Annotated in this window: 22 protein-coding genes and 1 pseudogene; 9 read left to right on the top strand and 14 right to left on the bottom strand. The window is 72.1% G+C overall.

The window, feature by feature from the left end; genetic code table 11:
- Positions 1 to 56: 56 nt before the first annotated feature.
- A complete protein-coding gene (locus ALMP_RS38300; protein WP_264936593.1) occupies positions 57 to 1,007 on the top strand; it encodes a LysR family transcriptional regulator in 951 nt (316 codons plus the stop codon).
- A 9-nt stretch (positions 1,008 to 1,016) separates the two neighbouring features.
- Here ALMP_RS38300 and ALMP_RS38305 read toward each other — a convergent pair whose 3' ends face one another.
- Entirely contained in the window at positions 1,017 to 1,778 is a 762-nt protein-coding gene (locus ALMP_RS38305) for an alpha/beta fold hydrolase (RefSeq protein ID WP_264936594.1), read from the bottom strand.
- Between the two features lie 113 nt (positions 1,779 to 1,891).
- Between ALMP_RS38305 and ALMP_RS38310 the strand changes: the two genes are divergently transcribed.
- The gene (locus tag ALMP_RS38310) at positions 1,892 to 3,055 is read left to right on the top strand and encodes an adenosine deaminase (protein WP_264936595.1); all 1,164 of its coding nucleotides are present in this window, start codon (positions 1,892 to 1,894) and stop codon (positions 3,053 to 3,055) included.
- Positions 3,056 to 3,195: 140 nt separating this feature from the next.
- Positions 3,196 to 3,552 carry an ATP-binding protein gene (locus tag ALMP_RS38315; RefSeq protein ID WP_264936596.1) on the top strand — a complete coding sequence of 119 codons (357 nt, stop codon included), beginning with the start codon at positions 3,196 to 3,198 and terminating at the stop codon, positions 3,550 to 3,552.
- A gap of 73 nt (positions 3,553 to 3,625) precedes the next feature.
- Here the strand turns inward: ALMP_RS38315 and ALMP_RS38320 are convergent, their stop codons facing one another.
- The 5 genes from ALMP_RS38320 to afsQ1 form a co-directional block, all read right to left on the bottom strand.
- Positions 3,626 to 3,829 carry a PspC domain-containing protein gene (locus ALMP_RS38320; protein WP_264936597.1) on the bottom strand — a complete coding sequence of 68 codons (204 nt, stop codon included), beginning with the start codon at positions 3,827 to 3,829 and terminating at the stop codon, positions 3,626 to 3,628.
- 94 nt (positions 3,830 to 3,923) lie between these two features.
- Positions 3,924 to 4,487: a VanZ family protein gene (locus tag ALMP_RS38325; protein ID WP_264936598.1), complete on the bottom strand. Its 564-nt coding sequence runs from the start codon at positions 4,485 to 4,487 to the stop codon at positions 3,924 to 3,926.
- Positions 4,488 to 4,572: 85 nt separating this feature from the next.
- A complete protein-coding gene (locus tag ALMP_RS38330; protein ID WP_264936599.1) occupies positions 4,573 to 5,172 on the bottom strand; it encodes a hypothetical protein in 600 nt (199 codons plus the stop codon).
- On the bottom strand, positions 5,172 to 6,728 hold the full coding sequence (locus tag ALMP_RS38335) for a HAMP domain-containing sensor histidine kinase (protein WP_264936600.1): 1,557 nt from the start codon (positions 6,726 to 6,728) through the stop codon (positions 5,172 to 5,174). The genes ALMP_RS38330 and ALMP_RS38335 overlap by 1 nt, the downstream gene beginning before the upstream one ends.
- Positions 6,725 to 7,402, bottom strand: a complete 678-nt coding sequence (gene afsQ1, locus ALMP_RS38340) for a two-component system response regulator AfsQ1 (RefSeq protein WP_264936818.1) — start codon at positions 7,400 to 7,402, stop codon at positions 6,725 to 6,727. Before afsQ1 ends, ALMP_RS38335 begins: the two co-directional genes overlap by 4 nt.
- A gap of 272 nt (positions 7,403 to 7,674) precedes the next feature.
- On the opposite strand from afsQ1, the gene ALMP_RS38345 reads away from it, so the two are divergent.
- Positions 7,675 to 8,415, top strand: coding sequence for a SigE family RNA polymerase sigma factor (locus ALMP_RS38345; RefSeq protein ID WP_264936601.1), 741 nt, complete (start codon positions 7,675 to 7,677; stop codon positions 8,413 to 8,415).
- A 224-nt stretch (positions 8,416 to 8,639) separates the two neighbouring features.
- On the opposite strand, the gene ALMP_RS38350 is transcribed toward ALMP_RS38345, so the two are convergent.
- Positions 8,640 to 9,278, bottom strand: coding sequence for a uridine kinase (locus ALMP_RS38350; protein WP_264936602.1), 639 nt, complete (start codon positions 9,276 to 9,278; stop codon positions 8,640 to 8,642).
- Positions 9,279 to 9,431: 153 nt separating this feature from the next.
- On the opposite strand from ALMP_RS38350, the pseudogene ALMP_RS38355 reads away from it, so the two are divergent.
- A pseudogene (locus ALMP_RS38355) lies at positions 9,432 to 9,678 on the top strand (hypothetical protein); the annotation flags it as partial.
- Between the two features lie 73 nt (positions 9,679 to 9,751).
- Here the strand turns inward: ALMP_RS38355 and ALMP_RS38360 are convergent.
- From ALMP_RS38360 to deoC, 3 genes are read right to left on the bottom strand one after another with little or no spacing between them, the layout of a single operon-like run.
- Positions 9,752 to 10,639 carry an aldehyde dehydrogenase family protein gene (locus ALMP_RS38360; protein ID WP_264936603.1) on the bottom strand — a complete coding sequence of 296 codons (888 nt, stop codon included), beginning with the start codon at positions 10,637 to 10,639 and terminating at the stop codon, positions 9,752 to 9,754.
- A complete protein-coding gene (locus ALMP_RS38365) occupies positions 10,632 to 12,068 on the bottom strand; it encodes an aldehyde dehydrogenase family protein (RefSeq protein ID WP_264936604.1) in 1,437 nt (478 codons plus the stop codon). Before ALMP_RS38365 ends, ALMP_RS38360 begins: the two co-directional genes overlap by 8 nt.
- A 5-nt stretch (positions 12,069 to 12,073) precedes the next feature.
- Positions 12,074 to 13,036 carry a deoxyribose-phosphate aldolase gene (gene deoC, locus ALMP_RS38370; RefSeq protein WP_264936819.1) on the bottom strand — a complete coding sequence of 321 codons (963 nt, stop codon included), beginning with the start codon at positions 13,034 to 13,036 and terminating at the stop codon, positions 12,074 to 12,076.
- 136 nt (positions 13,037 to 13,172) lie between these two features.
- On the opposite strand from deoC, the gene ALMP_RS38375 reads away from it, so the two are divergent.
- Positions 13,173 to 13,898, top strand: a complete 726-nt coding sequence (locus ALMP_RS38375) for a PH domain-containing protein (protein WP_264936605.1) — start codon at positions 13,173 to 13,175, stop codon at positions 13,896 to 13,898.
- A gap of 259 nt (positions 13,899 to 14,157) precedes the next feature.
- On the opposite strand, the gene ALMP_RS38380 is transcribed toward ALMP_RS38375, so the two are convergent.
- From ALMP_RS38380 to ALMP_RS38390, 3 genes are all read right to left on the bottom strand, one after another.
- Positions 14,158 to 15,792, bottom strand: a complete 1,635-nt coding sequence (locus ALMP_RS38380; RefSeq protein WP_264936606.1) for a phospho-sugar mutase — start codon at positions 15,790 to 15,792, stop codon at positions 14,158 to 14,160.
- A 232-nt stretch (positions 15,793 to 16,024) separates the two neighbouring features.
- Positions 16,025 to 16,849 (bottom strand): purine-nucleoside phosphorylase, encoded by an 825-nt coding sequence (locus ALMP_RS38385; protein WP_264936607.1) that lies wholly within the window; start codon positions 16,847 to 16,849, stop codon positions 16,025 to 16,027.
- Positions 16,850 to 17,120: 271 nt separating this feature from the next.
- Entirely contained in the window at positions 17,121 to 17,594 is a 474-nt protein-coding gene (locus ALMP_RS38390; RefSeq protein ID WP_264936608.1) for a gamma-glutamylcyclotransferase, read from the bottom strand.
- Positions 17,595 to 17,689: 95 nt separating this feature from the next.
- On the opposite strand from ALMP_RS38390, the gene ALMP_RS38395 reads away from it, so the two are divergent.
- The 3 genes from ALMP_RS38395 to ALMP_RS38405 all read left to right on the top strand — a co-directional run bounded on the left by ALMP_RS38395 (position 17,690) and on the right by ALMP_RS38405 (position 20,647).
- Complete coding sequence (locus ALMP_RS38395; protein WP_264936609.1) at positions 17,690 to 19,138, top strand: NAD(P)H-quinone dehydrogenase; 1,449 nt, start codon at positions 17,690 to 17,692, stop codon at positions 19,136 to 19,138.
- A gap of 177 nt (positions 19,139 to 19,315) precedes the next feature.
- A complete protein-coding gene (locus tag ALMP_RS38400) occupies positions 19,316 to 20,278 on the top strand; it encodes a DeoR/GlpR family DNA-binding transcription regulator (RefSeq protein WP_264936610.1) in 963 nt (320 codons plus the stop codon).
- Between the two features lie 165 nt (positions 20,279 to 20,443).
- Positions 20,444 to 20,647, top strand: coding sequence for a hypothetical protein (locus tag ALMP_RS38405; protein WP_264936611.1), 204 nt, complete (start codon positions 20,444 to 20,446; stop codon positions 20,645 to 20,647).
- Here the strand turns inward: ALMP_RS38405 and ALMP_RS38410 are convergent.
- A complete protein-coding gene (locus ALMP_RS38410) occupies positions 20,637 to 22,409 on the bottom strand; it encodes a biotin carboxylase N-terminal domain-containing protein (RefSeq protein ID WP_264936612.1) in 1,773 nt (590 codons plus the stop codon). The two genes, ALMP_RS38405 and ALMP_RS38410, sit on opposite strands and share 11 nt — an antisense overlap.
- Between the last annotated feature and the right edge of the window lie 250 nt (positions 22,410 to 22,659).

Below are 22,659 nucleotides of genomic sequence, written 5' to 3' on the forward strand. Positions count from 1 at the left end.
ACCTACGGACGGCCCCGCTCATCCGTCCAATGCATGGAATCGCCATAATCGTTCCCATGGCGCATCAGCAGAGGTCACAGGCTCGCCTGTCACCGTCCAGTGACACAGAAGACATGGCGATGTTGCTCGCTCCGCGGCTCGCGTACTTCGCCGGTGTCGCCCGCACCGAGCACGTCACCCGGGCCGCGCACGAGATGCAGGTCCCGCAGTCCACCCTCTCCCGGGCGATGGTCCGCCTGGAGGAGGACCTGGGCGTCGATCTGTTCGCCCGCCGCGGCCGCACGGTCTCCCTCACCCCCGCCGGCCGCACCTTCCTCACCTCCGTCGAACGCGCCCTCGCCGAGATCGAGAAGGCCGCCGACGAGGTCCGCGCCGACGCCGACGCGGCCACCGGCAAGGTCGCCTTCGGCTTCCTGCACACCCTGGGCGCCGAGACCGTCCCCGGCCTGATCCACGCCTTCCGCGCCGACCACCCCCGGGTCCGCTTCAGCCTCGTCCAGAACTACGGCGAGGCCATGCTGGAGCGGCTGCGCGCGGGCGAACTCGACCTGTGCCTGACCTCGCCGGTCCCCGACGCCCCCGACCTGGTCGCCCGCCGCCTGGACGAGCAGAAACTCCGCCTGGTCGTCCCCGCCGACCACCGCCTCGCCTCCCGCAGACGCGTCCGGCTCGCCGAGGCCGCCGAGGAGGCCTTCGTCACCCTGGAGCCCGGCTACGGCCTCCGCCGCATCACCGACGACCTCTGCGAGGAGGCCGGCTTCCGCCCCCGGGTCGCCTTCGAGGGCGAGGAGGCGGAAACCCTGCGGGGCCTGGTCGCGGCGGGGCTCGGTGTGGCCCTGCTGCCCCCTCCGGCGGTGCCGCGCCCCGGAGTGGTGGAGCTGACCGTGACGGCCCCGCGAGCGGTGCGCGAGATCGGTGTGGCCTGGCTGGACGGCCACCCCGACACACCCCCGGTCGCGGCCTTCAAGAAGTTCCTGCTCTCCAGGAGGGGCAGCCTGCTGGCCTGAACCCCGTCGCTACCGCCGCAACGACCGGCCGAACCCCACGGCCAACGGCATCCTCAGCCCCAGCGGCGGAGGAGCCGCCAACGCGTCCTGTACGGGCCGCGACAACACCTTCCCGAACAGCCCGCCCATCACGAAGTCCTCCGCGAGGCAGAGCACCTCGTCCCGGTACTGGTGCAAACCGTGCCCGTCCGAGTGCACCTCGAACCGGCAGACCTCCCGGTTCGCCTTCTTCGCCCGGGCCGCCAGCCGGAACGACAGCTCGGGATCGGTCCGTTGGTCGTTCGTGCCGTGCACGATCAGCACCCGCCGCCCCACCAGTTGCTTCACCGGTTCGGGTGGCGCGGCCACGTCCTCCTCCGGCAGCCAAGGGGCGATCGCCAGGACGGAGTTGACGGCCTCGTGCCCGCCCGCGTGCAGCGCCGCCCGCCCGCCCATGTCGACCCCGGCCAGACACACGGGGACGTCGCCGTAGCGCCGTACGACCTCTTCGGCGGCCCAGGCGGCGTCGGCGGCGAGATGGGCCTCGGTGCCGTTCCAGCCGCGGTAGCGGTAGTGCACGACGTGCACGGCGAGTCCTTCCTGCCGTCCCGCGCGCGCGAGTCTGCGCCCCAGGGCGCGCACCGAGGCGGCCGCCCACAGGGGTGAGGGTCTGCGGGCGGAGACCTCCTCGCCGCCGGGGAGCAGCAGCACCACCCCGCCCACCGTCTGCGGCTCCTGACCGATCGCCCTGCCCAGCCGGGCCGTGCGAACCGGCGTCGCTTGCTGTGCCATGACAGAACAGTGTCAGAAGGGCCGGTGTACTCCACCCGTCCGTGCGGTCACCGTTACGTATCGACGGAGTTGTACACCGCACGATCTACGCGCGTAGGCGTTAGAGTGCGGAAATGACGAGCCAGAGCATCCACACGGGCGCCACCCCCAGCTCGGACCAGATCCGCCGGGCGCCCAAGGTTCTGCTGCACGACCACCTCGACGGCGGGCTGCGCCCCGGCACCGTCGTCGACCTCGCCCGGGACACCGGGTACACCCGCCTCCCCGAGACCGACCCGGACAAGCTCGGCGTCTGGTTCCGGGAGGCCGCCGACTCCGGTTCCCTGGAGCGGTACCTGGAGACCTTCTCCCACACCGTCGGCGTGATGCAGACCCGGGACGCCCTCGTCCGTGTCGCCGCCGAGTGCGCCGAGGACCTCGCCGAGGACGGCGTCGTCTACGCCGAGGTGCGCTACGCCCCCGAGCAGCACCTCGACAAGGGACTCACCCTCGAAGAGGTCGTCGAAGCCGTCAACGAGGGCTTCCGGGAGGGCGAGCGCCGGGCCCGGGCGAACGGCCACCGGGTCCGCGTCGGCGCCCTGCTCACCGCCATGCGGCACGCGGCCCGCGCCCTGGAGATCGCCGAACTCGCCAACCGCTACCGCGACCTGGGCGTCGTCGGCTTCGACATCGCGGGAGCCGAGGCCGGCTACCCGCCCACCCGGCACCTCGACGCCTTCGAGTACCTCAAGCGCGAGAACAACCACTTCACCATCCACGCCGGCGAGGCCTTCGGACTGCCGTCCATCTGGCAGGCGCTGCAGTGGTGCGGCGCCGACCGGCTCGGCCACGGCGTGCGGATCATCGACGACATCGAGATCGCCGAGGACGGCTCGGTGAAGCTCGGCCGCCTCGCCTCCTACGTCCGCGACAAGCGGGTCCCGCTGGAGCTGTGCCCCAGCTCCAACCTCCAGACCGGAGCGGCCGCCTCGTACGCCGAGCACCCCATCGGGCTGCTGCGCCGGCTGCACTTCCGGGCCACGGTCAACACGGACAACCGGCTGATGTCCGGGACGAGCATGAGCCGGGAATTCGAGCATCTTGTCGACGCATTCGGCTACACGCTCGATGACATGCAGTGGTTTTCCGTCAATGCGATGAAATCAGCGTTCATTCCTTTCGATGAACGGCTCGCGATGATCAATGACGTCATCAAGCCCGGATATGCGGAACTGAAATCCGAATGGCTGTTCCAGCAGACTGTCTCCACCAGCGGTTCCGCATCCTCGGAGGGCTGACGGGCAGCTTCTGTGCGGCATGGAATGCGGACGGGCCTTCACGATCCGTCCGCATCTCGATGTTTGCCGTCGGCGCCTTTCGGGTTTTACGGTCGGGGACCGCTCGGTTCCCCGTATCCCATTTCGAGGACGCATTTATCATGAAGCAGTCTGCTGCCAAGACCATCGGTGTCGCCGCTCTCGGTGCCGCCTTCGCCGCCGCCGGTGCGGGTGCCGCCAACGCCGCCCCGGCCGTCCCCGACGCCACCCAGACCCTGAGCGGCCTCACCCAGACGCTGCCGGCGGAGAACCTCACCGGCTCGCTGCCCGGTGCCGGTGAGGTGCTGGAGCAGGCCCAGCCCGCGCTCGGCACGAGCCTCAACGCCGTGCAGCCGGCCGCCGAGCAGGCGCTCGCCACCAGCCCGACCGCTCCCGCCGCCGGTCTCATCGGCGGCCTCCCGGTCGGCCAGGGCCTGCCCACGCACGACCTGCCGGTGAACGGGATCCCGCTGGGCTGAACCCCTCCCGCACGCCATCGGGGCGCCCCGGAGTCACCGGGTGCGCCCCGACGGCGTTCACGGCCCCACGACCTCACCAGGCCGCGCGGGCCGCCTTGTCCTCCGAGGGCAGCAGCAGCCACAGCGCGAGGTACAGCAGGAACTGCGGGCCCGGCAGCAGGCACGACACCAGGAAGATCACACGCATCGTCGTGGCGGAGGTGCCGAAGCGGCGGGCCAGCGCGGCGCACACTCCGCCGATCATGCGGCCATGGGTGGGGCGGGCGAGGCTGGACATGTGCGGCTCCTTCGCGAGCGTCGGTCCGAGGCGGCCCGGCCGGCTGCCTCATCTGCCGTCCACGCTACGAAGACGAACCGGACGAAGCGTCGCTCTACGGGGCGATCCCGACCCTGGGAATCGTCGGGGTCCGACCCTGAGCCGTCTCCGGCTCCGCGTCCTCGCGGCGCACCGCCCCCGACGCCTCCCGCCCGCTCCTGCGCCGCAGCCACGTCCGGGCCGCCGGGACCACCGCGCCGTGCGCGAGGGCCACGCCGACGGTGTTCAGCAGCAGGGAGTCGACGTCCACCACCCGGCCCGGCACACCCGTCTGCAACAGCCCGATCGCCAGCGAGAGCAGCGCGCCCGCCGCGACCGTACGCACCATCGAGGCCAGCGGGGAGACGTGCAGTCGGCCGTGGGCCAGGGGCAGCAGGACACCCAGGGGCGCCAGCAGCGCCAGCCCCGCACCGATCCGCCGGACCGCCTGCGGCCAGCCCAGCTCCAGGTCCGCGCGGATGCCCGCGAACGGGTGCAGATTGGTGGGCATCACCCAGGGAACGTGCAGCGGCCGCAGCGTGAACCAGGCGACGAATACGAGGTGCGCGACCAGGAGGACACTCCCGGCCACCCGGACACGGATCGCGGCGCTGCCGCCGATGGAGCCTTGACGCTGCACGACCCCCTAGACGCGCCCCCCGGGGCTGTCGGTTCCGGACGGGCCCGGGAGGCGTGCGCCACACTCGGCACGGACCCGCGGCGCCTCAGCCGTCCTTGACCTCCGTCGACGGCGGTTCCTTGCTGCCCGGGCGGGAGCGGACCTCGTCCGTGCACTCGTAGCGGCGCGGGGCCTCGGCGGGGCCGCCCAGGACCACCGAACCGTCCCCCTCGGCCGCCGCCGAGTCGGAGAAGGTGCACACCAGCTGGGCCAGGGCGTAGGAGGTCAGGTCGGTGGGGGAGGTGCTCAGGCGCAGGGTGTCGTCCGGGTCCTTCGCGCCCGGGCCGCTCACCTTGATGCCGCCGCGCACGTCCGTGGTGTAGCCGGCCGCCTTCTCGGCCGACGACGGCGACTCGGCGAGTTCGTCGAGCAGCCCCTGCGCCACCAGCACCCGGCGCGCCGCCCCGGCGGCACCGTCGGGGACCAGCACACTGCGGTCCACGGCGACGAGGGAGGAGCCGCACAGCAGGAACACCCTGACCGGTACGCCCCGCGCGCTCTGCGTCGTCACGTCCGGCTCGCTGAGGGAGCAGCGCACCCGGGAGGGCGCGGGACCGAAGTCGGTCGGTACCTCGGTCGCCCGGATCCCGCAGCCGGCGAGCAGCCCGGCCAGCAGCGGAAGAGCGAGCAGGCGGCGTACGGTCATCAGGTGTCCCCCTCGTCCTTCTTCTCCCCCTGCTCCGCCAGCTCCGAGGCGTCCCGCGGCAGGCGGAGCGTGAACACCGCGCCGCCCTCGGGCGAGTTGGCGGCCGTGATCCCACCGCCGTGGATGTGCGCGTTCTCCAGGGCGATGGACAGCCCCAGGCCACTGCCCTCGGAGCGCGGCCGGGAGGCGCTCGCCTTGTAGAAGCGGTCGAAGACGTGCGGCAGGACGTCCTCGGGGATGCCGGGCCCGTGGTCGCGGACGGCGATGACGACCTCCTCGGCCGACTCGCGCACCGACACCCGCACCGGCGAGCCGCCGTGCTTGAGGGCGTTGCCGATCAGGTTGGCGAGGATCACGTCCAGGCGGCGCGGGTCGAGACGGGCGTGGATGCCGCGCTCCGCGTCCAGGTCGACCGCGTCCAGCCAGGCGCGCGCGTCGATGCAGTGGGTGATCTGGTCGGCCACGTCGACGTCGTCCAGGACCAGCCGGGCCGTCCCCGCGTCGAAGCGCGTGACCTCCATCAGGTTCTCGACCAGGTCGTTCAGCCGCCGGGTCTCGGAGACCACCAGCCGCACGGCCGGCTCGATCATCGGGTCGATACCGCCCGACTCCGCGTCCAGTTCCTCCTCCAGCACCTCCGTGACGGCGGTGATGGCGGTGAGCGGCGTACGCAGTTCGTGGCTCATGTCCGCGACGAACCGGCGGGACGCCTCGTCCCGGGCCGCCATGTCCGCGACCCGTTTCTCCAGCGCCTCGGCCGTGCGGTTGAACGTCCGTGACAGATCGGCGAGTTCGTCGGTGCCGGACACCCTCAGCCGGGTGTCCAGCTTGCCCTCGCCCAGCCGCCGCGCGGCCACCCCGAGCCGGTGCACCGGCTTCAGCACGGTCGTGGCGGCGGCCTGTGCCAGCAGCGCGGCCCCGATCAGCGCCAGACCGGTGGCGATCCCCAGCGACCAGGCCAGCGAGTTGAGGTCCTTGGCCTCCGGTTCCAGCGACTTGCGCATGTAACCGGTCGGCCCCCCGCCGATCACCTTCGTCCCGGCCACCAGATACGGCGTCCCGTGATCGACGACCCGCTGCCAGTACAGGTGGTACGGCGACTTGTTGCCGCCGGTGGTGGCCTGCTGCTTGTTCACCGCCGCGCGCAGCGACTCGGGCACGTCGTCCAGCGAGAAGCCGTTCAGACCCCCGGAGTTGCCGTACACCGTCCGGCCGCCGGCGTCCGTGGCGACGAGCAGCACACTGAAGCGCTGGCTGCTGTTGGCCATCTGCCCGGCGGTGTGCTGGAGCTCGTCCTGCGACGGGTGCTCGGGCAGCGAGCCGGCCCGGTTCTGCATCTCCTGCTCGAAGTCCCGCAGCACCGCGCCCTGGGTGCGCGTGAGCACCGCCTCACGGTTGAGCCAGTAGGCGATGCCGGACGCGGACACGGCGGCGGTCAGCGCCACCAGCCCGAACACCACGACGAGCCGCAGCCGCAGGCTGGTGAAGCGCAGCCGTGACAGATGTCCCTTACGAACCGCGGTCCAGCCGCGGAACCCCCCCTGTGCTTCTGTCACTGAGGCGCGTCCAGGCGGTAGCCGACGCCGCGCACGGTACGGATCAGAGTGGGGGAGGACGGCACGTCCTCGACCTTGGCGCGCAGACGCTGGACGCACGCGTCCACCAGCCGGGAGTCGCCCAGGTAGTCGTGCTCCCACACCAGGCGCAGCAACTGCTGCCGGGACAGCGCCTGACCGGGCCGCCGGCTCAGCTCCAGCAGCAGCCGCAGCTCGGTCGGGGTGAGCTGGAGGTCCTGGCCGTTCTTCGTCACCGTCATCGCCGCGCGGTCGATGACCAGGCTGCCGAAGGTCGCCGCGTCGTTCGACTCTCGTTCGCCGCGCCGCAGCACGGCCCGGATCCGGGCGTCCAGGACCCGCCCCTGCACCGGTTTGACGACATAGTCGTCGGCGCCGGACTCCAGCCCCACGACCACGTCGATGTCGTCGCTGCGCGCGGTGAGCAGGATGATCGGCAGCTGGTCGGTGCGCCGGATGCGCCGGCACACCTCGAAACCGTCGATGCCGGGCAGCATCACGTCCAAAACGATCAGATCCGGCCGCTGTTCGCGCAGCAGCTTCAGACCGTCCTCACCGCTCGCAGCGGTCGCCACGCGGTGTCCCTGGCGCGTCAGTGAGAGCTCCAGGGCCGTACGGATGGCGTCGTCGTCCTCGATCAGCAACAGGGAAGGCACGGGCTCATTCTGAACCATGGAGGCACTGTGGTTCGACCTGTGGGGCCCACCGATCCTGCACGCCCTCCGCGGGCCGGTCTCCGGGGCGCCGTAACGCCGTTGTCCGTGCGGACGCCGTGGTGTCGCCATGACCGATCCCTGTGACAGCTCTGTGACAGTCGACGGACACGGCGATGAAGTGGCCCGGGCAAGCTTTTCGGCACAGGCAAGGCAGTACGCCGGGCCGACGGAAACAAGCCGAAACACCGGAAGTCCACGACGGGGGGCGCGAGATGAACACGCTGCACGGCATGAGCACCAGCGCAGTGGTCACGCGCCTGCACGACGTGCACCGGGTTTCCGAGAAGTCCGGTGCCGTGAGCGGGCGGGGGTGCGCTCGCGGCACCGGGCGTCAGCACACCGCCTTCATGACGGTGGTCGACACGCACACGGGGGAAGGGGCTCACGGGGGAGCCGCGTACAGGGAGGACTCGGGGGAGCGTCGCTCGCTGTCGGAGGCGGAGTTCACCGCCTACGTCCAGGAGCGCCGCGCCTCCCTGTACGCCACCGCCTACCACCTGACCGGTGACCGCTTCGAGGCCGAGGACCTGCTGCAGAGCGCGCTGTTCTCGACCTACCGGGCCTGGGACCGGATCAGCGACAAGGCCGCCGTCGGCGGATACCTGCGGCGCACCATGACCAACCTGCACATCAGCGCCTGGCGGCGCCGCAAGCTCAACGAGTACCCGACCGAGGAACTGCCGGAGACGCCCGGCGACACGGACGCGATGCGCGGCACCGAGCTGCGCGCGGTCCTGTGGCAGGCGCTGGCCCGGCTGCCCGAACTCCAGCGGACGATGCTGGTCCTGCGCTACTACGAGGGCCGTACCGACCCGGAGATCGCGGAGATCCTCGACATCAGTGTCGGCACGGTGAAGTCCAGCATCTGGCGCTCGCTGCGCCGGCTGCGCGAGGACGAGGTCCTCAGCTTCGGCCGTGACCAGGAGGACGCCTTCGGCGAGCTCGTCGCCTGAGGTAACGGGGGAAGGCTTTCCTCGGCGACGAGGGAAGGTACGGGGGAAGAAACGGGGGACACGGGGGAGCGGTACCGGGGGGACCCAACGGGGGACGTCGGGGACAGCGGTACCGCGCACAGCACGGGGGAAGCACCACCGGGGGGACACGGGGGAGCACAGAAGCGGGACTGGAGGGCCGGGGGGTCCGTCCAGTCCCGCTTTTCCGTGTGTCCCGGTGGCCGTCAGACGGCCGTACGGGCCGTCGGGGTGTGGTCGCCCGCCGCCGCGGACGCCAGCCGGCCCATCGCCTCGTCCCGGTCGCAGGCGTACGCGCCCAGCGCGGTCTGCCGGGCCACGATGGAGCGCTCGGTCCGCATCAGCCGCCAGCCGCGCCGCAGCAGGAAGGGGACGGACTTGCGGCCCTCCTTGAGGTCCCTGAGGAAGCGGCGGCGGAACGTCTTCACCGGCCCCCGGCTCAGGCACAGCGCGTCGGCCAGCACACCGAGCCGCCGGCAGCGCTCGACGATCTCCGCGGCGAAGATGCCCTCCGCGATGAACACCGGGGTCCGCCCGATGTCGACGGCGTCGTGGCCGGTGCGGGCGCTGAGCGCGATGTCGTAGACCGGCACGTCCGTACGGCCCGTGCGGCACAGGTCGGTGATCGCGGTGAGCGCCGCGTCCGCGTCCCAGGAGTCCGGGTGGTCCCAGTCGATGTCGGAGCTCCCCGCCACCAGCGGCAGCGTCGGGTCGTCGCCGTCCTTGTAGAAGTCGTCGAGCCGCAGGACCGGGAGACCGGAACGGGCCGCGACGAGGGACTTGCCGGAGCCGGAAGGGCCGCAGAGCAGCACGACTCGCGTGGGAACGGGCGGTTGGGAACTCACGGGTCACCAGTGTGAGGCATCGCCCGGGCCGGTAACGACCCCGCGGGTCGGCTTTGAAGCGCGCGTCACACCTCAACCACCCTTCGTGTCGACCCGGTTACCCAATGCGACAGAAGGTGGCGGAAATGATGGCCCGACACGACTCCTCCTCCCACTCGACCGGCCGCCCCGCTCGGCGCGCTCGACGCCCAGGCCGGCCTGCGGACGCTCACCCGACGCGGTCGGCTACGTCACCGGCCCGGTCGCCGGCCTCAAGCCCAACCCGCTGGCCGGCACCGGCGTCGGCACCCAGTTAGCCGGCTTCAAGCCGCTGACCAGCCAGGCTGTGACCGGCCCGGTGGCCCGGGCGCCGTCGATCGGGGCGATTCCGGTCCTGGGGGACGTCGTGAAGGTCCTGGGCCGCCAGGGCACAGGGCAGAGGGCCGCGGCTCCCCCGGACGGGGAGGAGGCGCGGCCCTGCGGTGTGCGGGGGCTCAGTAGGAGGAGCCCGAGGCGCCCAGTGATCCCGTCGGGTGCCAGACCGTCTTCGTCTCCAGGAACGCCGTCATGCGGTCGATGCCCGGAGTCGCGGACCAGTCGTCCACAGGCTGTGGACGCAGGACCCGCTTGAGGTTGTCCGCGGCGGCGACCTCCAGCTCCTTGGCGAGCGTCTCGTCGGCGCCGGCCAGGTCGATCGCGTTGACGTCCTGGTGGGCGGCGAGGGGCGCGGCGATCTCCGCCGTGCGGCCGGAGAGGACGTTGACCACGCCGCCGGGGACGTCGGAGGTGGCCAGGACCTCGCCCAGGGACAGCGCCGGCAGGGGGGACTTCTCGCTCGCCACCACGACGGCCGTGTTGCCCGTCGCGATCACCGGGGCGACGACGGACACCAGGCCCAGGAACGACGACTCCTGCGGGGCCACGACGGCGACCACGCCCGTCGGCTCGGGGGAGGAGAGGTTGAAGAACGGGCCCGCGACCGGGTTGCCGCCGCCCACGACCTGGGCGATCTTGTCGGTCCAGCCCGCGTACCAGACCCAGCGGTCGATGGTCGCCTCGACCTGCTCGGCCGCCTTCGACTTCGACAGACCCTCGGCGTCGGCGACCTCGTGGACGAACTGGCTCCTGCGGCCCTCCAGCATCTCCGCGACGCGGTAGAGGATCTGGCCCCGGTTGTACGCCGTCGCGCCGGACCACGCGCCGAACGCCTTGCGGGCCGCGACGACCGCGTCACGGGCGTCCTTGCGGGAGGAGAGGGGGGCGTTCGCCAGCCACTTGCCCTTCGTGTCGCTCACCTCGTACACCCGGCCGCTCTCGGAACGCGGGAACTTCCCGCCGACGTACAGCTTGTAGGTCTTCAGCACGGAAATCCGGTCAGACATCGAGGTACGCCTCCAGGCCGTGGCGGCCGCCCTCGCGGCCGAAGCCCGACTCCTTGTAGCCGCCGAACGGCGAGGTCGGGTCGAACTTGTTGAACGTGTTGGACCAGACGACGCCGGCCCGGAGCCTGTTGGCCACCGCGAGGATGCGGGAGCCCTTCTCCGTCCAGATGCCCGCCGACAGGCCGTACGGGGTGTTGTTGGCCTTGGTGACGGCCTCGTCCGGGGTGCGGAAGGTGAGGACCGACAGGACCGGGCCGAAGATCTCGTCGCGGGCGACGGTGTGCGCCTGGGTGACGTTCGTGAAGAGCGTCGGCGCGAACCAGTAGCCGGAGGTGGGCAGTTCGCAGGCCGGGGACCAGCGCTCGGCGCCCTCCGCCTCGCCCTGCTCGGCGAGCGCGGTGATGCGCGCGAGCTGCTCGGCGGAGTTGATCGCGCCGATGTCGGTGTTCTTGTCCAGCGGGTCGCCGAGGCGGAGCGTGGAGAGGCGGCGCTTCAGGGAGTCCAGCAGCTCGTCGTGGATCGACTCCTGCACCAGGAGGCGGGAGCCGGCGCAGCAGACCTGCCCCTGGTTGAAGAAGATGCCGTTCACGATGCCCTCGACGGCCTGGTCGATCGGGGCGTCGTCGAAGACGATGTTGGCGCCCTTGCCGCCCAGTTCGAGGGTGAGCTTCTTGCGGGTGCCGGCGACCGTGCGGGCGATCTCCTTGCCGACGGCCGTGGAGCCGGTGAAGGCGACCTTGTTCACGTCCGGGTGGGCGACGAGCGCGGCGCCCGTGTCGCCGTAGCCGGGAAGGATGTTGACGACGCCCTTCGGCAGGCCCGCCTGGCGGCAGATGTCCGCGAAGAACAGCGCCGACAGCGGAGTGGTCTCCGCCGGCTTCAGGACGACCGTGTTGCCGGTCGCCAGGGCCGGGGCGATCTTCCACGCGAGCATCAGGAGAGGGAAGTTCCAGGGGATGACCTGGCCCGCCACGCCGAGCGGCTTCGGGTTCGGGCCGAAGCCCGCGTGGCCGAGCTTGTCGGCCCAGCCGGCGTAGTAGAAGAAGTGCGCGGCGACCAGGGGGAGGTCGGCGTCGCGCGTCTCCTTGATGGGCTTGCCGTTGTCCAGGGTCTCCAGGACGGCCAGCTCGCGGCTGCGCTCCTGGATGACGCGGGCGATGCGGAACAGGTACTTCGCGCGTTCCGAGCCGGGCAGCGCCGACCACTTCTCGAAGGCCTTGCGGGCGGCCTGGACCGCGCGGTCGACGTCCGCGGAGCCGGCCTGGGCGATCTCCGACAGCACCTCTTCGGTGCTGGGGCTGATCGTCTTGAAGACCTTGCCGTCGGCCGCCTCGGTGAACTCGCCGTCGATGAAGAGGCCGTAGGAGGGCGCGATGTCGACGATCGCCCGGGACTCGGGTGCCGGTGCGTACTCGAATGCAGGTGCCATGGTGATCAGTCCACCGTCACGTAGTCGGGGCCGGAGTAGCGGCCGGTGGCCAGCTTCTGACGCTGCATCAGCAGGTCGTTCAGGAGCGAGGAGGCGCCGAAGCGGAACCAGTGGTTGTCGAGCCAGTCCTCGCCGACGGTCTCGTTGACCAGGACGAGGAACTTGATCGCGTCCTTCGTGGTGCGGATGCCGCCGGCGGGCTTCACGCCGACCTGCACCCCGGTCTGGGCGCGGAAGTCGCGGACCGCCTCCAGCATCAGGAGCGTGTTGGCCGGGGTCGCGTTGACGGCGACCTTGCCGGTCGAGGTCTTGATGAAGTCGGCGCCCGCCAGCATGCCGAGCCAGCTGGCGCGGCGGATGTTGTCGTACGTCGACAGCTCGCCCGTCTCGAAGATGACCTTCAGCCGGGCGTGCGGGCCGCAGGCCTCCTTGACGGCGACGATCTCCTCGTACACCTTCAGGTAGTCGCCGGCGAGGAACGCGCCGCGGTCGATGACCATGTCGATCTCGTCCGCGCCCGCCGCGACCGCGTCGCGGACGTCCGCCAGCTTCACGGAGAGGGCGGCGCGGCCCGCCGGGAAGGCGGTGGCGACGGAGGCGACCTTCACGCCGGAGCCCGCGACGGCGGCCTTCGCGGTGGCCACCATGTCCGGATAGACGCAGACCGCGGCGGTGGCGGGCGTGGTGCGGTCGGTCGGGTCGGGGTGGACGGCCTTCGCGCCGAGCGCCCGGACCTTGCCCGGGGTGTCCGCGCCTTCCAGCGTCGTCAGGTCGACCATCGAGATGGCGAGGTCGATGGCGTACGCCTTCGCGGTCGTCTTGATGGAACGGGTGCCGAGGGATGCGGCGCGCGCCTCCAGGCCGACCGCGTCGACGCCGGGCAGCCCGTGGAGGAAACGGCGCAGCGTGCTGTCGGACGACGTGATGTCCGCGAGGGCGCCTGCTGCGGTGGGTGCGTTGGTGGGCATGGTCACCAGACGAGCATATCTACGCGCGTAGCGGCTGTACACCCCGGAGGACGGCTCCCCGCGGGTCAGGTCCCGCACCGGGTGCGGCGCCCGGGCGGGTCGGTCCCGTACCGGGGGCTGCGGCACAATCGGGGCCATGACGACCCCGGAAGAGCAGTCACCAGCGCCGCAGCCCTCGGGCCCCGAGTCCAAGGACCGTGTCTACCGGTCGCCCGCCGGCATCGCCGGTGGCGTGCTGCTGCTCGCTCTCGTCGGCTGGCTCGGCATCGACGCGGTCGTCGCGGGGAGCGGGCGGACGCCGTGGCTGGCGCTCGCGGCGCTGATCCTGGTGGTGCCGCTGGTCGTCGCCTTCACGCTGCGGCCGGCCGTGTACGCCAACGAGGAGCGGCTGCGGGTGCGCAACCCGTTCCGGGTGATCGTGCTGCCCTGGGGGCGGATCGTGTCGCTGCGCTCCGGGTACACCAACGAGGCCGTGATCGAGGGCGGCCGGAAGTTCCAGCTGTGGGCCGTCCCGGTCTCGCTGCGCGCCCGGAAGAAGGCGGCCCGGCGGGAGGCGCGCGCCGCGGCGGACCGGGCCGCCGAACGGGACGGGCGCGGCCGCTCGGGCGGTGGATTCGGGGCGCTCGGCGGTCTCGCCGGCGGTATGTCGTCGCGGCCGGGCGGCGGGTCGCGGCTCGGGGCGGCGGACGGTCCCGAGCGGGCCGAGAGCGACAAGATCATGCACGAGCTGCGGGAGCTCCAGGACACGCACCAGAAGAACGAGGGCGCCCAGGGCGAGGTGACCGTGCGATGGGCCTGGGAGATCGTCGGCCCGGCGATCGCGGGGGCCGTGGTGCTGGGGATCCTGCTGGCGGTGGGGTAGACGGGGCGGTCCGGCTCGGGGCCCGTGCGTCGACGGACGCACGGGTGCGGGGCGCGACCGGCGCACGGGTGTACGGGCGGGGCCGCCCGGCGGGTTCCGGCTGCTCGGTGGTCTCCGCGGGGCGGGATGAAGTGGCGTCGGGGCTTTCCCGGCGGGTGCCGGTGTGGCGTGTCGCCGGGGGGCCGTGCGGATGGGCCTCGGGGGTGCCGCCGGGTGGTGGCACCCCCGTGGGACGCAGGGCCCCTTGGGGCCCGGCGGGTCAGATGCCGGCCGCTGCCGACAGGTCTCGTTTGATCGCCGTGAGGAGTTCGGCGGCCTGGGTGCGGGCTGCCGGGAGGGCGGCGTGGGTGGGGACGGGTACGACGACCTCCAGGTAGCACTTCAGCTTCGGCTCGGTGCCGCTGGGGCGGACGACGACCCGGGCGCCGTCGAGCGTGTAGCGCAGGCCGTCGGTGGGCGGCAGCTTGTCCGTGCCCTGGGTGAGGTCGTCGGTGCGCACGACGGGCAGACCCGCCAGCCGTGTCGGGGGCTGCTCGCGCAGCCGGCGCATCGCGTCGCTGATGAGGGAGAGGTCCTCCACGCGCACCGACAGCTGGTCGGTGGCGTGCAGGCCGTGCTCGACGGCCAGGTCGTCCAGCAGGTCGAGAAGGGCGCGGCCTTGCTCCTTGAGGGTGGAGGCCAGCTCGGTGATCAGCAGCGCGGCGGTGATGCCGTCCTTGTCGCGCACGCCCTCCGGGTCGACGCAGTAGCCGAGGGCCTCCTCGTAGCCGTAGCGCAGGCCGTCGACGCGGGCGATCCACTTGAAGCCGGTGAGGGTCTCCTCGTACGGCAGCCCGGCCTTCTCGGCGATGCGGCCGAGGAGGGAGGAGGAGACGATCGACTCCGCGAGGGTGCCCCGCGCGCCGCGGTCCACCAGGTGGGCGGCGAGGAGCGCGCCGACCTCGTCGCCACGGAGCATGCGCCAGCCGTCGGCGTCCTTGACGGCCACGGCGCAGCGGTCGGCGTCCGGGTCGTTGGCGATGACCAGGTCCGGGTCCGTCTCGCGGGCCCGCGCGAAGGCCAGGTCCATCGCGCCGGGCTCCTCCGGGTTGGGGAAGGCCACGGTCGGGAAGTCCGGGTCGGGCTCGGCCTGCTCGGCGACGAGCACGGGCTCCGGGAAGCCGGCCCGGGCGAAGGCGGCCAGCAGGACGTCCTTGCCGACACCGTGCATCGCCGTGTAGACCGTGCGGGCCGTGCGCGGGGAGTCCGGGGCGAGGACCGCGTCGGTGCGGGCGAGGTAGGCGTCCAGGACGGCGTCGTCGAGGACCTCCCAGCCCTCGGTGGGGCGGGGGACGACGGTGAGGGAGGGCACGGCGGCGATCTTGTCCGCGATCTCCGCATCCGCGGGCGGCACGATCTGCGAACCGTCGCCGAGGTAGACCTTGTAGCCGTTGTCGCGGGGCGGGTTGTGGCTGGCGGTGACCTCTACCCCGGCCACGGCGCCCAGATGCCTGATCGCGAAGGCGAGGACCGGGGTGGGCAGCGGGCGGGGCAGGAGGGCCGCGCGCAGGCCCGCGCCGGTCATCACGGCGGCCGTGTCACGGGCGAAGTCCGCCGACTTGTGGCGGGCGTCGTAGCCGATGACGACGAGGCCGCCCTCCTCGCCCTCGGCCTTGAGGTACGCGGCGAGTCCGGCGGCCGCGCGGATCACGACGGCGCGGTTCATGCGCGTCGGGCCGGCGCCGAGTTCGCCGCGCAGACCGGCGGTGCCGAACTGGAGGGTGCCGCTGAAACGGGCGGCGAGTTCGGTGACGTCCTCGGCGTCGAGGAGCGCGGCGAGTTCCACGCGGGTGTCCGGGTCGGGGTCCTCGGACAGCCAGGCCTGGGCCCGTGCGATGAGATCGTCGTGCTGCACGTTCGGGTCAACCTCTCGTTGTGTGGTTGTGCGGGTGCCTGGGCATGCCCAGGGTCGTTCGCCCCCCGCCCCCACCCGTCCCGTCCCGGGGCCGCGGCCCCCGGACCCCCGCTCTCGCCCGGACGCGGCGGCGGCCTTGCTGTTCAGGCGCGGCGGCCTTCCTCTTTCGGGCGCCGCGACCCTCGGGCGCCGGACGGGCTGGACGACACCCGCCGGCGCGCGGAGGCGACGGTTACAGCCGGCCCAGCAGCTGCGCCAGCAGCGAGCCCATCCGGGTCGCGCTGTCCCGGCCCGCCTGGAGGACCTCCTCGTGGTTGAGGGGCTCGCCCGTCATGCCGGCGGCGAGGTTGGTGACCAGGGAGATGCCGAGGACCTCCGCGCCCGCCTCGCGGGCGGCGATGGCCTCCAGGACCGTCGACATGCCGACCAGGTCCGCGCCGATCACGCGGGCCATGCGGATCTCGGCCGGCGTCTCGTAGTGCGGGCCGGGGAACTGGGCGTAGACGCCCTCCTCCAGCGTGGCGTCGATCTCCTTGCACAGGGCGCGCAGGCGGGGGGAGTACAGGTCGGTCAGGTCCACGAAGTTCGCGCCGACGATGGGCGACGTCGCCGTGAGGTTGATGTGGTCGCTGATCAGGACCGGCTGGCCGGGGCGCATGCCGTCGCGCAGACCGCCGCAGCCGTTGGTCAGGACGATCGTCTTGCTGCCGGCCGCGACCGCCGTGCGCACCCCGTGGGCGACGGCGGCCACGCCACGGCCCTCGTAGTAGTGCGTGCGGCCCAGGAAGACCAGCGCGCGCTTGTCGCCGATCCGGTACGAGCGGATCCTGCCACCGTGCCCCTCGACCGCCGGCGGCGGGAAGCCGGGCAGCTCGGTGACCTGGAACTCGGCGTCGGGGGCGCCCAGGGCGTCCACGGCCGGTGCCCAGCCGGAGCCCATCACGAGGGCGACGTCGTGGGTCTCGGCGCCCGTGAGTTCGCGCAGGCGCGTGGCGGCGGCGTCGGCGGCGGCGTAGGGGTCGCCCTGGATGTCGTCCGGGAGAAGAGATGCGTTCACGCGCATGAGGGTAGCCGGTCTCGGCCTACGCGCGTAGATGACAGAGCCCACGGGATGGCGATCGTTGTCTTGTCGTTTCCAACGAGGGGGGTCGCTCGTCTCCGGCGAGGGGCGTCACTCGTCGGTGATCAGGACGTCCTTGTCGTTGAAGACCTCGACGACGAAGACCAGCAGCCGACCGCGGCCGACCGTGCGGAACACGTCATACGTGGTGGGGGCCATGCGATCTCCCGTTGCCGCGTCGGTCCCCAAGTCCATGAGCGCGCCCCCGTCAGCACGGCCTCTTGCGCAGCTCCATCACGTAATCGTGCGGCGCGCCCGCGGACTCGGCGGCGTCGGCGATCTCGCCCAGGTAGCGGGCCGAGGGCAGACCGCCCTCGTAGCCGTTGAGGACGTACGTCCACGCCTGCTCCTCGCCGTCGAGGGTGTGCACGCGCACCCGCATACGGCGGTAGACACCGAGGCCCACGCCCTCCCAGCGGTCGAGGGAGTCCTCGTCCATGGGCGCGAGGTCGTACAGCGCCACGAAGACCTGCGCGGCGGGGGATGCGGGGTCCGCGAGGTCTGCGGGCTCTGCGGGGTTTTCGACGAGTGTCGCCAGCGCGCCCTCCCAGCCGATCTGCTCGCCGCCGAAGGTCAGCCGCCACCCGTTCAGCCAGCCCGTCGCGCGCAGCGGGGAGTGGGGAGCGCGGCGGGACATCAGCCGCGCGTCGAGGTTGCCGGCGTACGCGGCGTAGAGCGACATGCGACGAGGGTACGGCAGTCGCACACGCGTCACTCCCATAACAAACGCCCCTCGGCCCGCCCCCGGGGAAGTACGACGTTGAAGCGTGCGGGACAATGGAGTACGTGACTCGGATCGTGATCATCGGTGGCGGACCCGGCGGCTACGAAGCGGCTCTGGTGGCCGCTCAGCTCGGCGCGGAGGTGACCGTCGTCGACTGCGACGGTCTGGGCGGAGCGTCGGTGCTGACCGACTGCGTGCCGTCGAAGACCCTTATCGCTACGGCCGAGGTGATGACCACCTTCGACTCCTCCTACGAGGAGCTGGGCATCATCGTCGCCGACGACACCCCGCCGCTGGAGCAGTCGGCCCGGGTGGTCGGCGTGGACCTCGACAAGGTCAACCGGCGGGTCAAGCGGCTGGCGCTCGCGCAGTCGCACGACATCACCGCCTCCGTGACCCGGGCCGGCGCCCGGGTGCTGCGCGGGCGCGGGCGGCTGGAGGGCATGCAGGCCCTGGACGGTTCGCGGAAGGTCGTCGTCCGCGCCGCCGACGGCAGCGAGGAGACCCTCGTCGCCGACGCCGTCCTCATCGCCACCGGCGGTCACCCCCGCGAGCTGCCCGACGCCCAGCCCGACGGCGAGCGCATCCTCAACTGGACCCAGGTCTACGACCTGCGTGAGCTGCCCGAGGAGCTCATCGTGGTCGGCTCGGGCGTGACGGGCGCCGAGTTCGCGGGCGCCTACCAGGCCCTGGGGTCGAAGGTGACGCTCGTGTCCTCGCGCGACCGGGTGCTGCCGGGCGAGGACCCGGACGCCGCCGTCGTCCTGGAGGACGTCTTCCGGCGGCGCGGCATGAACGTGATGGCCCGCTCCCGCGCGCAGTCCGCCAAGCGCGTCGGCGACCGGGTCGAGGTGACGCTCGCCGACGGCCGGGTCATCACCGGCTCGCACTGTCTGATGGCCGTCGGCGCCGTCCCCAACAGCGCGGGGCTCGGGCTGGAGGAGGCGGGCGTCCGGCTCCGCGAGTCCGGGCACATCTGGACCGACAAGGTGTCCCGCACGACCGCTCCGGGCGTGTACGCGGCCGGTGACGTGACCGGTGTGTTCGCCCTCGCCTCGGTCGCCGCCATGCAGGGCCGCATCGCCATGTACCACTTCCTCGGTGACGCGGTGGCCCCGCTCAACCTGAAGACCGTCTCCTCCAACGTCTTCACCGACCCCGAGATCGCCACCGTCGGCTACACCCAGGCGGACGTCGACGCGGGCAAGATCGACGCGCGGGTGGTCAAGCTCCCGCTGCTGCGCAACCCGCGCGCGAAGATGCAGGGCATCCGGGACGGCTTCGTCAAGATCTTCTGCCGGCCGGGCACCGGGATCGTCGTCGGCGGTGTGGTCGTGTCGCCGCGCGCGTCGGAACTCATCCACCCCATCTCGATCGCCGTCGACAACAATCTGACGGTCGAACAGATCGCGAACGCGTTCACCGTGTACCCGTCTCTTTCGGGCTCGATCGCCGAGGTGGCCCGGCAGCTGCACACCCGGAAGTCGGGCGCGGAGGCCTGACGCGCATCCGGTGGCCTGCCGCAGTCCCCGCTGGTCACGGAGGGGCATGGACCGTGCGGGTGGCATAGGCGGTGCAACTAGACCCCTATACCACCTCGCGTCCCAGTGTGCGAACAACTTCTGCTATTCGGCGCAAAGAGCTGAAAGCAGACGGTCGCCCGCGTTACTGTCAGTTTCGTGTTCGCTGCAGAACGTCGCCAATTGATCCTCGAAATGGTGCGAGCGAACGGGGCCGTGTCGCTCCGTGAGCTCGCCCGCGTCGTCCAGACCTCCGAAGTGACCGTACGGCGGGACGTGCGCGCACTGGAGGCAGAAGGACTCCTCGACCGCCGGCACGGCGGTGCGGTACTGCCGGGCGGTTTCACGCGGGAGTCCGGCTTTCCGCAGAAATCCCATCTCGCGACCGCCGAGAAGACGGCCATCGCCGACCTCGCCGCGGGCTTCGTCGAAGAGGGCGAGGCCATCGTGGTCGGGGCGGGGACCACCACCCAGGAGCTGGCCCGCCGGCTCGCACGGGTACCCGGGCTGACCGTCGTCACCAACTCCCTGCTGGTCGCCCAGGCCCTGGCGCACGCCAACCGGGTGGAGGTCGTGATGACCGGCGGGACGCTCCGCGGGTCCAACTACGCCCTGGTCGGCAGCGGCGCCGAGCAGTCCCTCCAGGGCCTGCGGGTCTCCCGCGCGTTCCTCTCCGGCAGCGGGCTGACCGCCGAGCGCGGCCTGTCCACGTCCAACATGCTCTCCGCGTCGGTGGACCGCGCGCTGGTGCAGGCCGCCGCGGAGGTCGTCGTCCTCGCCGACCACACCAAGCTCGGCACCGACACGATGTTCCAGACGGTCCCCACCGACGTCATCACCCGTCTGGTCACGGACGAGCCGCCCGCGCACGACGACCGCGCCCAGACCGAGCTCCAGGCCCTGGCGGACCAGGGGGTGCAGATCGCCGTGGCCGGGGCGTCGGGAAACCCGGGGGGTGACACGGTCCCGGCGCGCCGCCAGCAGCAGCGCCGGGACGTTCCCCTGCCCGCCCCGCGCCGCGGCCAGGTCCCGGCCACGGGCCTGCGCGCCACGAGCGTCCTCGGCGGCGAGCAGGCGCCGGGCGGAGAGCGGGCCCGGGTGGCCGACCTGCGCCGCCGCTGACCGGCCCGCGCTGCTCGCGCTCTGCGCGGTGCTGGGCCCGCCGCTGTTCCTGGCCGCCTTCAGCGTGCAGCCGTACGAGACGACCGACTCGACGAAGCGCTGCCGCGCGGCCGGACGGTCCCGGCGTGGGCGGCCTGGGCGCTGATCCTGTCCACGCCGGTCGACGTGGCCGGCTTCGTCGGCGGTGTGCTGCCCGTCGTCCTGCTCTCCTTCGCCCTGACGGCGGTCGGCTTCGGTGCCGCGGGCCTGGTGATCCTCCGGCACGGCACCGGCTTGACCACCGCGACGGGGAGAGAACGAGGCGCCCGGCGGATCGCGTCGAACGATCCGCCGGGCGCCTCGGCCGCGCGGGTGGGCGTCAGTCCTTGATCTCGCAGATCGCCGCGCCGGACGTGACCGACGCGCCGACCTCGGCGGACAGGCCCTTGACGGTGCCGGAACGGTGCGCGTTCAGCGGCTGCTCCATCTTCATCGCCTCCAGGACGACGATCAGGTCGCCCTCCTGCACCTCCTGGCCCTCCTCGACCGCGACCTTGACGATCGTGCCCTGCATCGGGGAGGCGAGGGTGTCGCCGGAGGCCACGGGGCCGGACTTCTTCGCCGCGCGCCGCTTGGGCTTGGCGCCGGCCGCCAGGCCCGTGCGGGCCAGCGACATGCCGAGGGAGGACGGCAGGGAGACCTCCAGGCGCTTGCCGCCGACCTCGACGACGACCGTCTCCCGGCCGGGCTCCTCGTCCGTCTCGGTGTCGGCGGGCGCGGTGAAGGGCTTGATCTCGTTGACGAACCCGGTCTCGATCCAGCGGGTGTGGACCGTGAAGGGGTCGGTGGAGCCGGTCAGCTCGGGGGCGAACGCCGGGTCCCGCACGACCGCGCGGTGGAACGGGATCGCGGTGGCCATGCCCTCGACGGTGAACTCGTCGAGCGCCCGGGCGGCGCGCTCCAGCGCCTCCTTGCGGGTACGGCCGGTGACGATCAGCTTGGCCAGCAGGGAGTCCCAGGCCGGGCCGATGACCGAGCCGGACTCCACGCCCGCGTCCAGGCGGACGCCGGGGCCGGAGGGCGGGTCGAACGTGGTGACCGTTCCGGGCGCGGGCAGGAAGTTGCGGCCCGGGTCCTCGCCGTTGATGCGGAACTCGAAGGAGTGGCCGCGCAGCACCGGGTCGCCGTAGCCGAGTTCCTCGCCGTCGGCGATGCGGAACATCTCGCGCACCAGGTCGATGCCGGCGACCTCCTCGGTGACCGGGTGCTCGACCTGGAGGCGGGTGTTGACCTCCAGGAAGGAGATCGTGCCGTCGAGGCCGACGAGGAACTCCACGGTGCCGGCGCCGACGTAGCCGGCCTCCTTCAGGATGGCCTTGGAGGCGCGGTACAGCTCGGCGACCTGCTCGTCGGAGAGGAACGGCGCCGGGGCCTCCTCGACCAGCTTCTGGTGGCGGCGCTGGAGGGAGCAGTCACGGGTGGAGACCACGACCACGTTGCCGTGCTGGTCGGCCAGGCACTGGGTCTCGACGTGGCGCGGCTTGTCGAGGTAGCGCTCGACGAAGCACTCGCCCCGGCCGAAGGCGGCGACGGCCTCACGGACGGCGGAGTCGTACAGCTCGGGGACCTCTTCGAGAGTGCGGGCGACCTTCAGGCCGCGCCCGCCGCCGCCGAAGGCCGCCTTGATCGCGATCGGCAGCCCGTGCTCCTCGGCGAAGGCCACGACCTCCTCCGCGCCGGACACCGGGTCGGGCGTGCCGGCGACCAGCGGCGCGCCGGCACGCTGGGCGATGTGGCGGGCGGCGACCTTGTCACCGAGGTCGCGGATGGCCTGCGGGGGCGGGCCGATCCAGATCAGTCCGGCGTCGAGGACGGCCTGGGCGAACTCGGCGTTCTCCGAGAGGAAGCCGTAGCCGGGATGGATCGCGTCCGCCCCGGACTCCCGCGCGGCGTTCAGCACCTTCTCGATGTCGAGGTAGCTGGCGGCCGGGGTGTCACCGCCCAGGGCGAACGCCTCATCCGCGGCGCGGACATGCAGAGCGTCCCGGTCCGGGTCGGCGTAGACGGCGACGCTCGCGATGCCGGCATCCCGGCATGCCCGGGCCACACGGACTGCGATTTCGCCACGGTTGGCGATGAGCACCTTGCGCACGATTGAGGCTCCCTCCTTGAAACAAGCCGAGTTTAGGGACTGCCGACACGGCTCTTCGACCCGTCCCAAAAGGTGAGCTTGCCCACACGGAGCGTGATGCGAGGCTCACTCGACCGCGAAATCCCTTGTAGTACCGCCGTACGCAGCACTCCTCCCGGAAACCCTAGCCCTCTACTGTGGCCAAGGTCTCTGTGAGGGCGTGCTGCGGCCCACTCTGTTTCTTTGTGGAGTCCCTACGAATGGCCCAATG

This window comes from Streptomyces sp. A012304, from assembly GCF_026008495.1.
In the GTDB taxonomy this organism is placed as follows: domain Bacteria; phylum Actinomycetota; class Actinomycetes; order Streptomycetales; family Streptomycetaceae; genus Streptomyces.

What these genes read in the sequence shown, in the direction of transcription:
- ALMP_RS38395 (WP_264936609.1), top strand. Translation starts at nt 17,690, where the DNA reads ATGGAGTACGTGACTCGGATCGTGATCATCGGTGGCGGACCCGGCGGC.
- deoC (WP_264936819.1), bottom strand. Translation starts at nt 13,036, where the DNA reads ATGCCCACCAACGCACCCACCGCAGCAGGCGCCCTCGCGGACATCACG.
- ALMP_RS38320 (WP_264936597.1), bottom strand. Translation starts at nt 3,829, where the DNA reads ATGTCCAGCCTCGCCCGCCCCACCCATGGCCGCATGATCGGCGGAGTG.
- ALMP_RS38390 (WP_264936608.1), bottom strand. Translation starts at nt 17,594, where the DNA reads ATGTCGCTCTACGCCGCGTACGCCGGCAACCTCGACGCGCGGCTGATG.
- ALMP_RS38300 (WP_264936593.1), top strand. Translation starts at nt 57, where the DNA reads ATGGCGCATCAGCAGAGGTCACAGGCTCGCCTGTCACCGTCCAGTGAC.
- ALMP_RS38365 (WP_264936604.1), bottom strand. Translation starts at nt 12,068, where the DNA reads ATGGCACCTGCATTCGAGTACGCACCGGCACCCGAGTCCCGGGCGATC.
- ALMP_RS38330 (WP_264936599.1), bottom strand. Translation starts at nt 5,172, where the DNA reads ATGACCGTACGCCGCCTGCTCGCTCTTCCGCTGCTGGCCGGGCTGCTC.
- ALMP_RS38315 (WP_264936596.1), top strand. Translation starts at nt 3,196, where the DNA reads ATGAAGCAGTCTGCTGCCAAGACCATCGGTGTCGCCGCTCTCGGTGCC.
- ALMP_RS38345 (WP_264936601.1), top strand. Translation starts at nt 7,675, where the DNA reads ATGAACACGCTGCACGGCATGAGCACCAGCGCAGTGGTCACGCGCCTG.
- ALMP_RS38305 (WP_264936594.1), bottom strand. Translation starts at nt 1,778, where the DNA reads ATGGCACAGCAAGCGACGCCGGTTCGCACGGCCCGGCTGGGCAGGGCG.
- ALMP_RS38360 (WP_264936603.1), bottom strand. Translation starts at nt 10,639, where the DNA reads ATGTCTGACCGGATTTCCGTGCTGAAGACCTACAAGCTGTACGTCGGC.
- ALMP_RS38310 (WP_264936595.1), top strand. Translation starts at nt 1,892, where the DNA reads ATGACGAGCCAGAGCATCCACACGGGCGCCACCCCCAGCTCGGACCAG.
- ALMP_RS38375 (WP_264936605.1), top strand. Translation starts at nt 13,173, where the DNA reads ATGACGACCCCGGAAGAGCAGTCACCAGCGCCGCAGCCCTCGGGCCCC.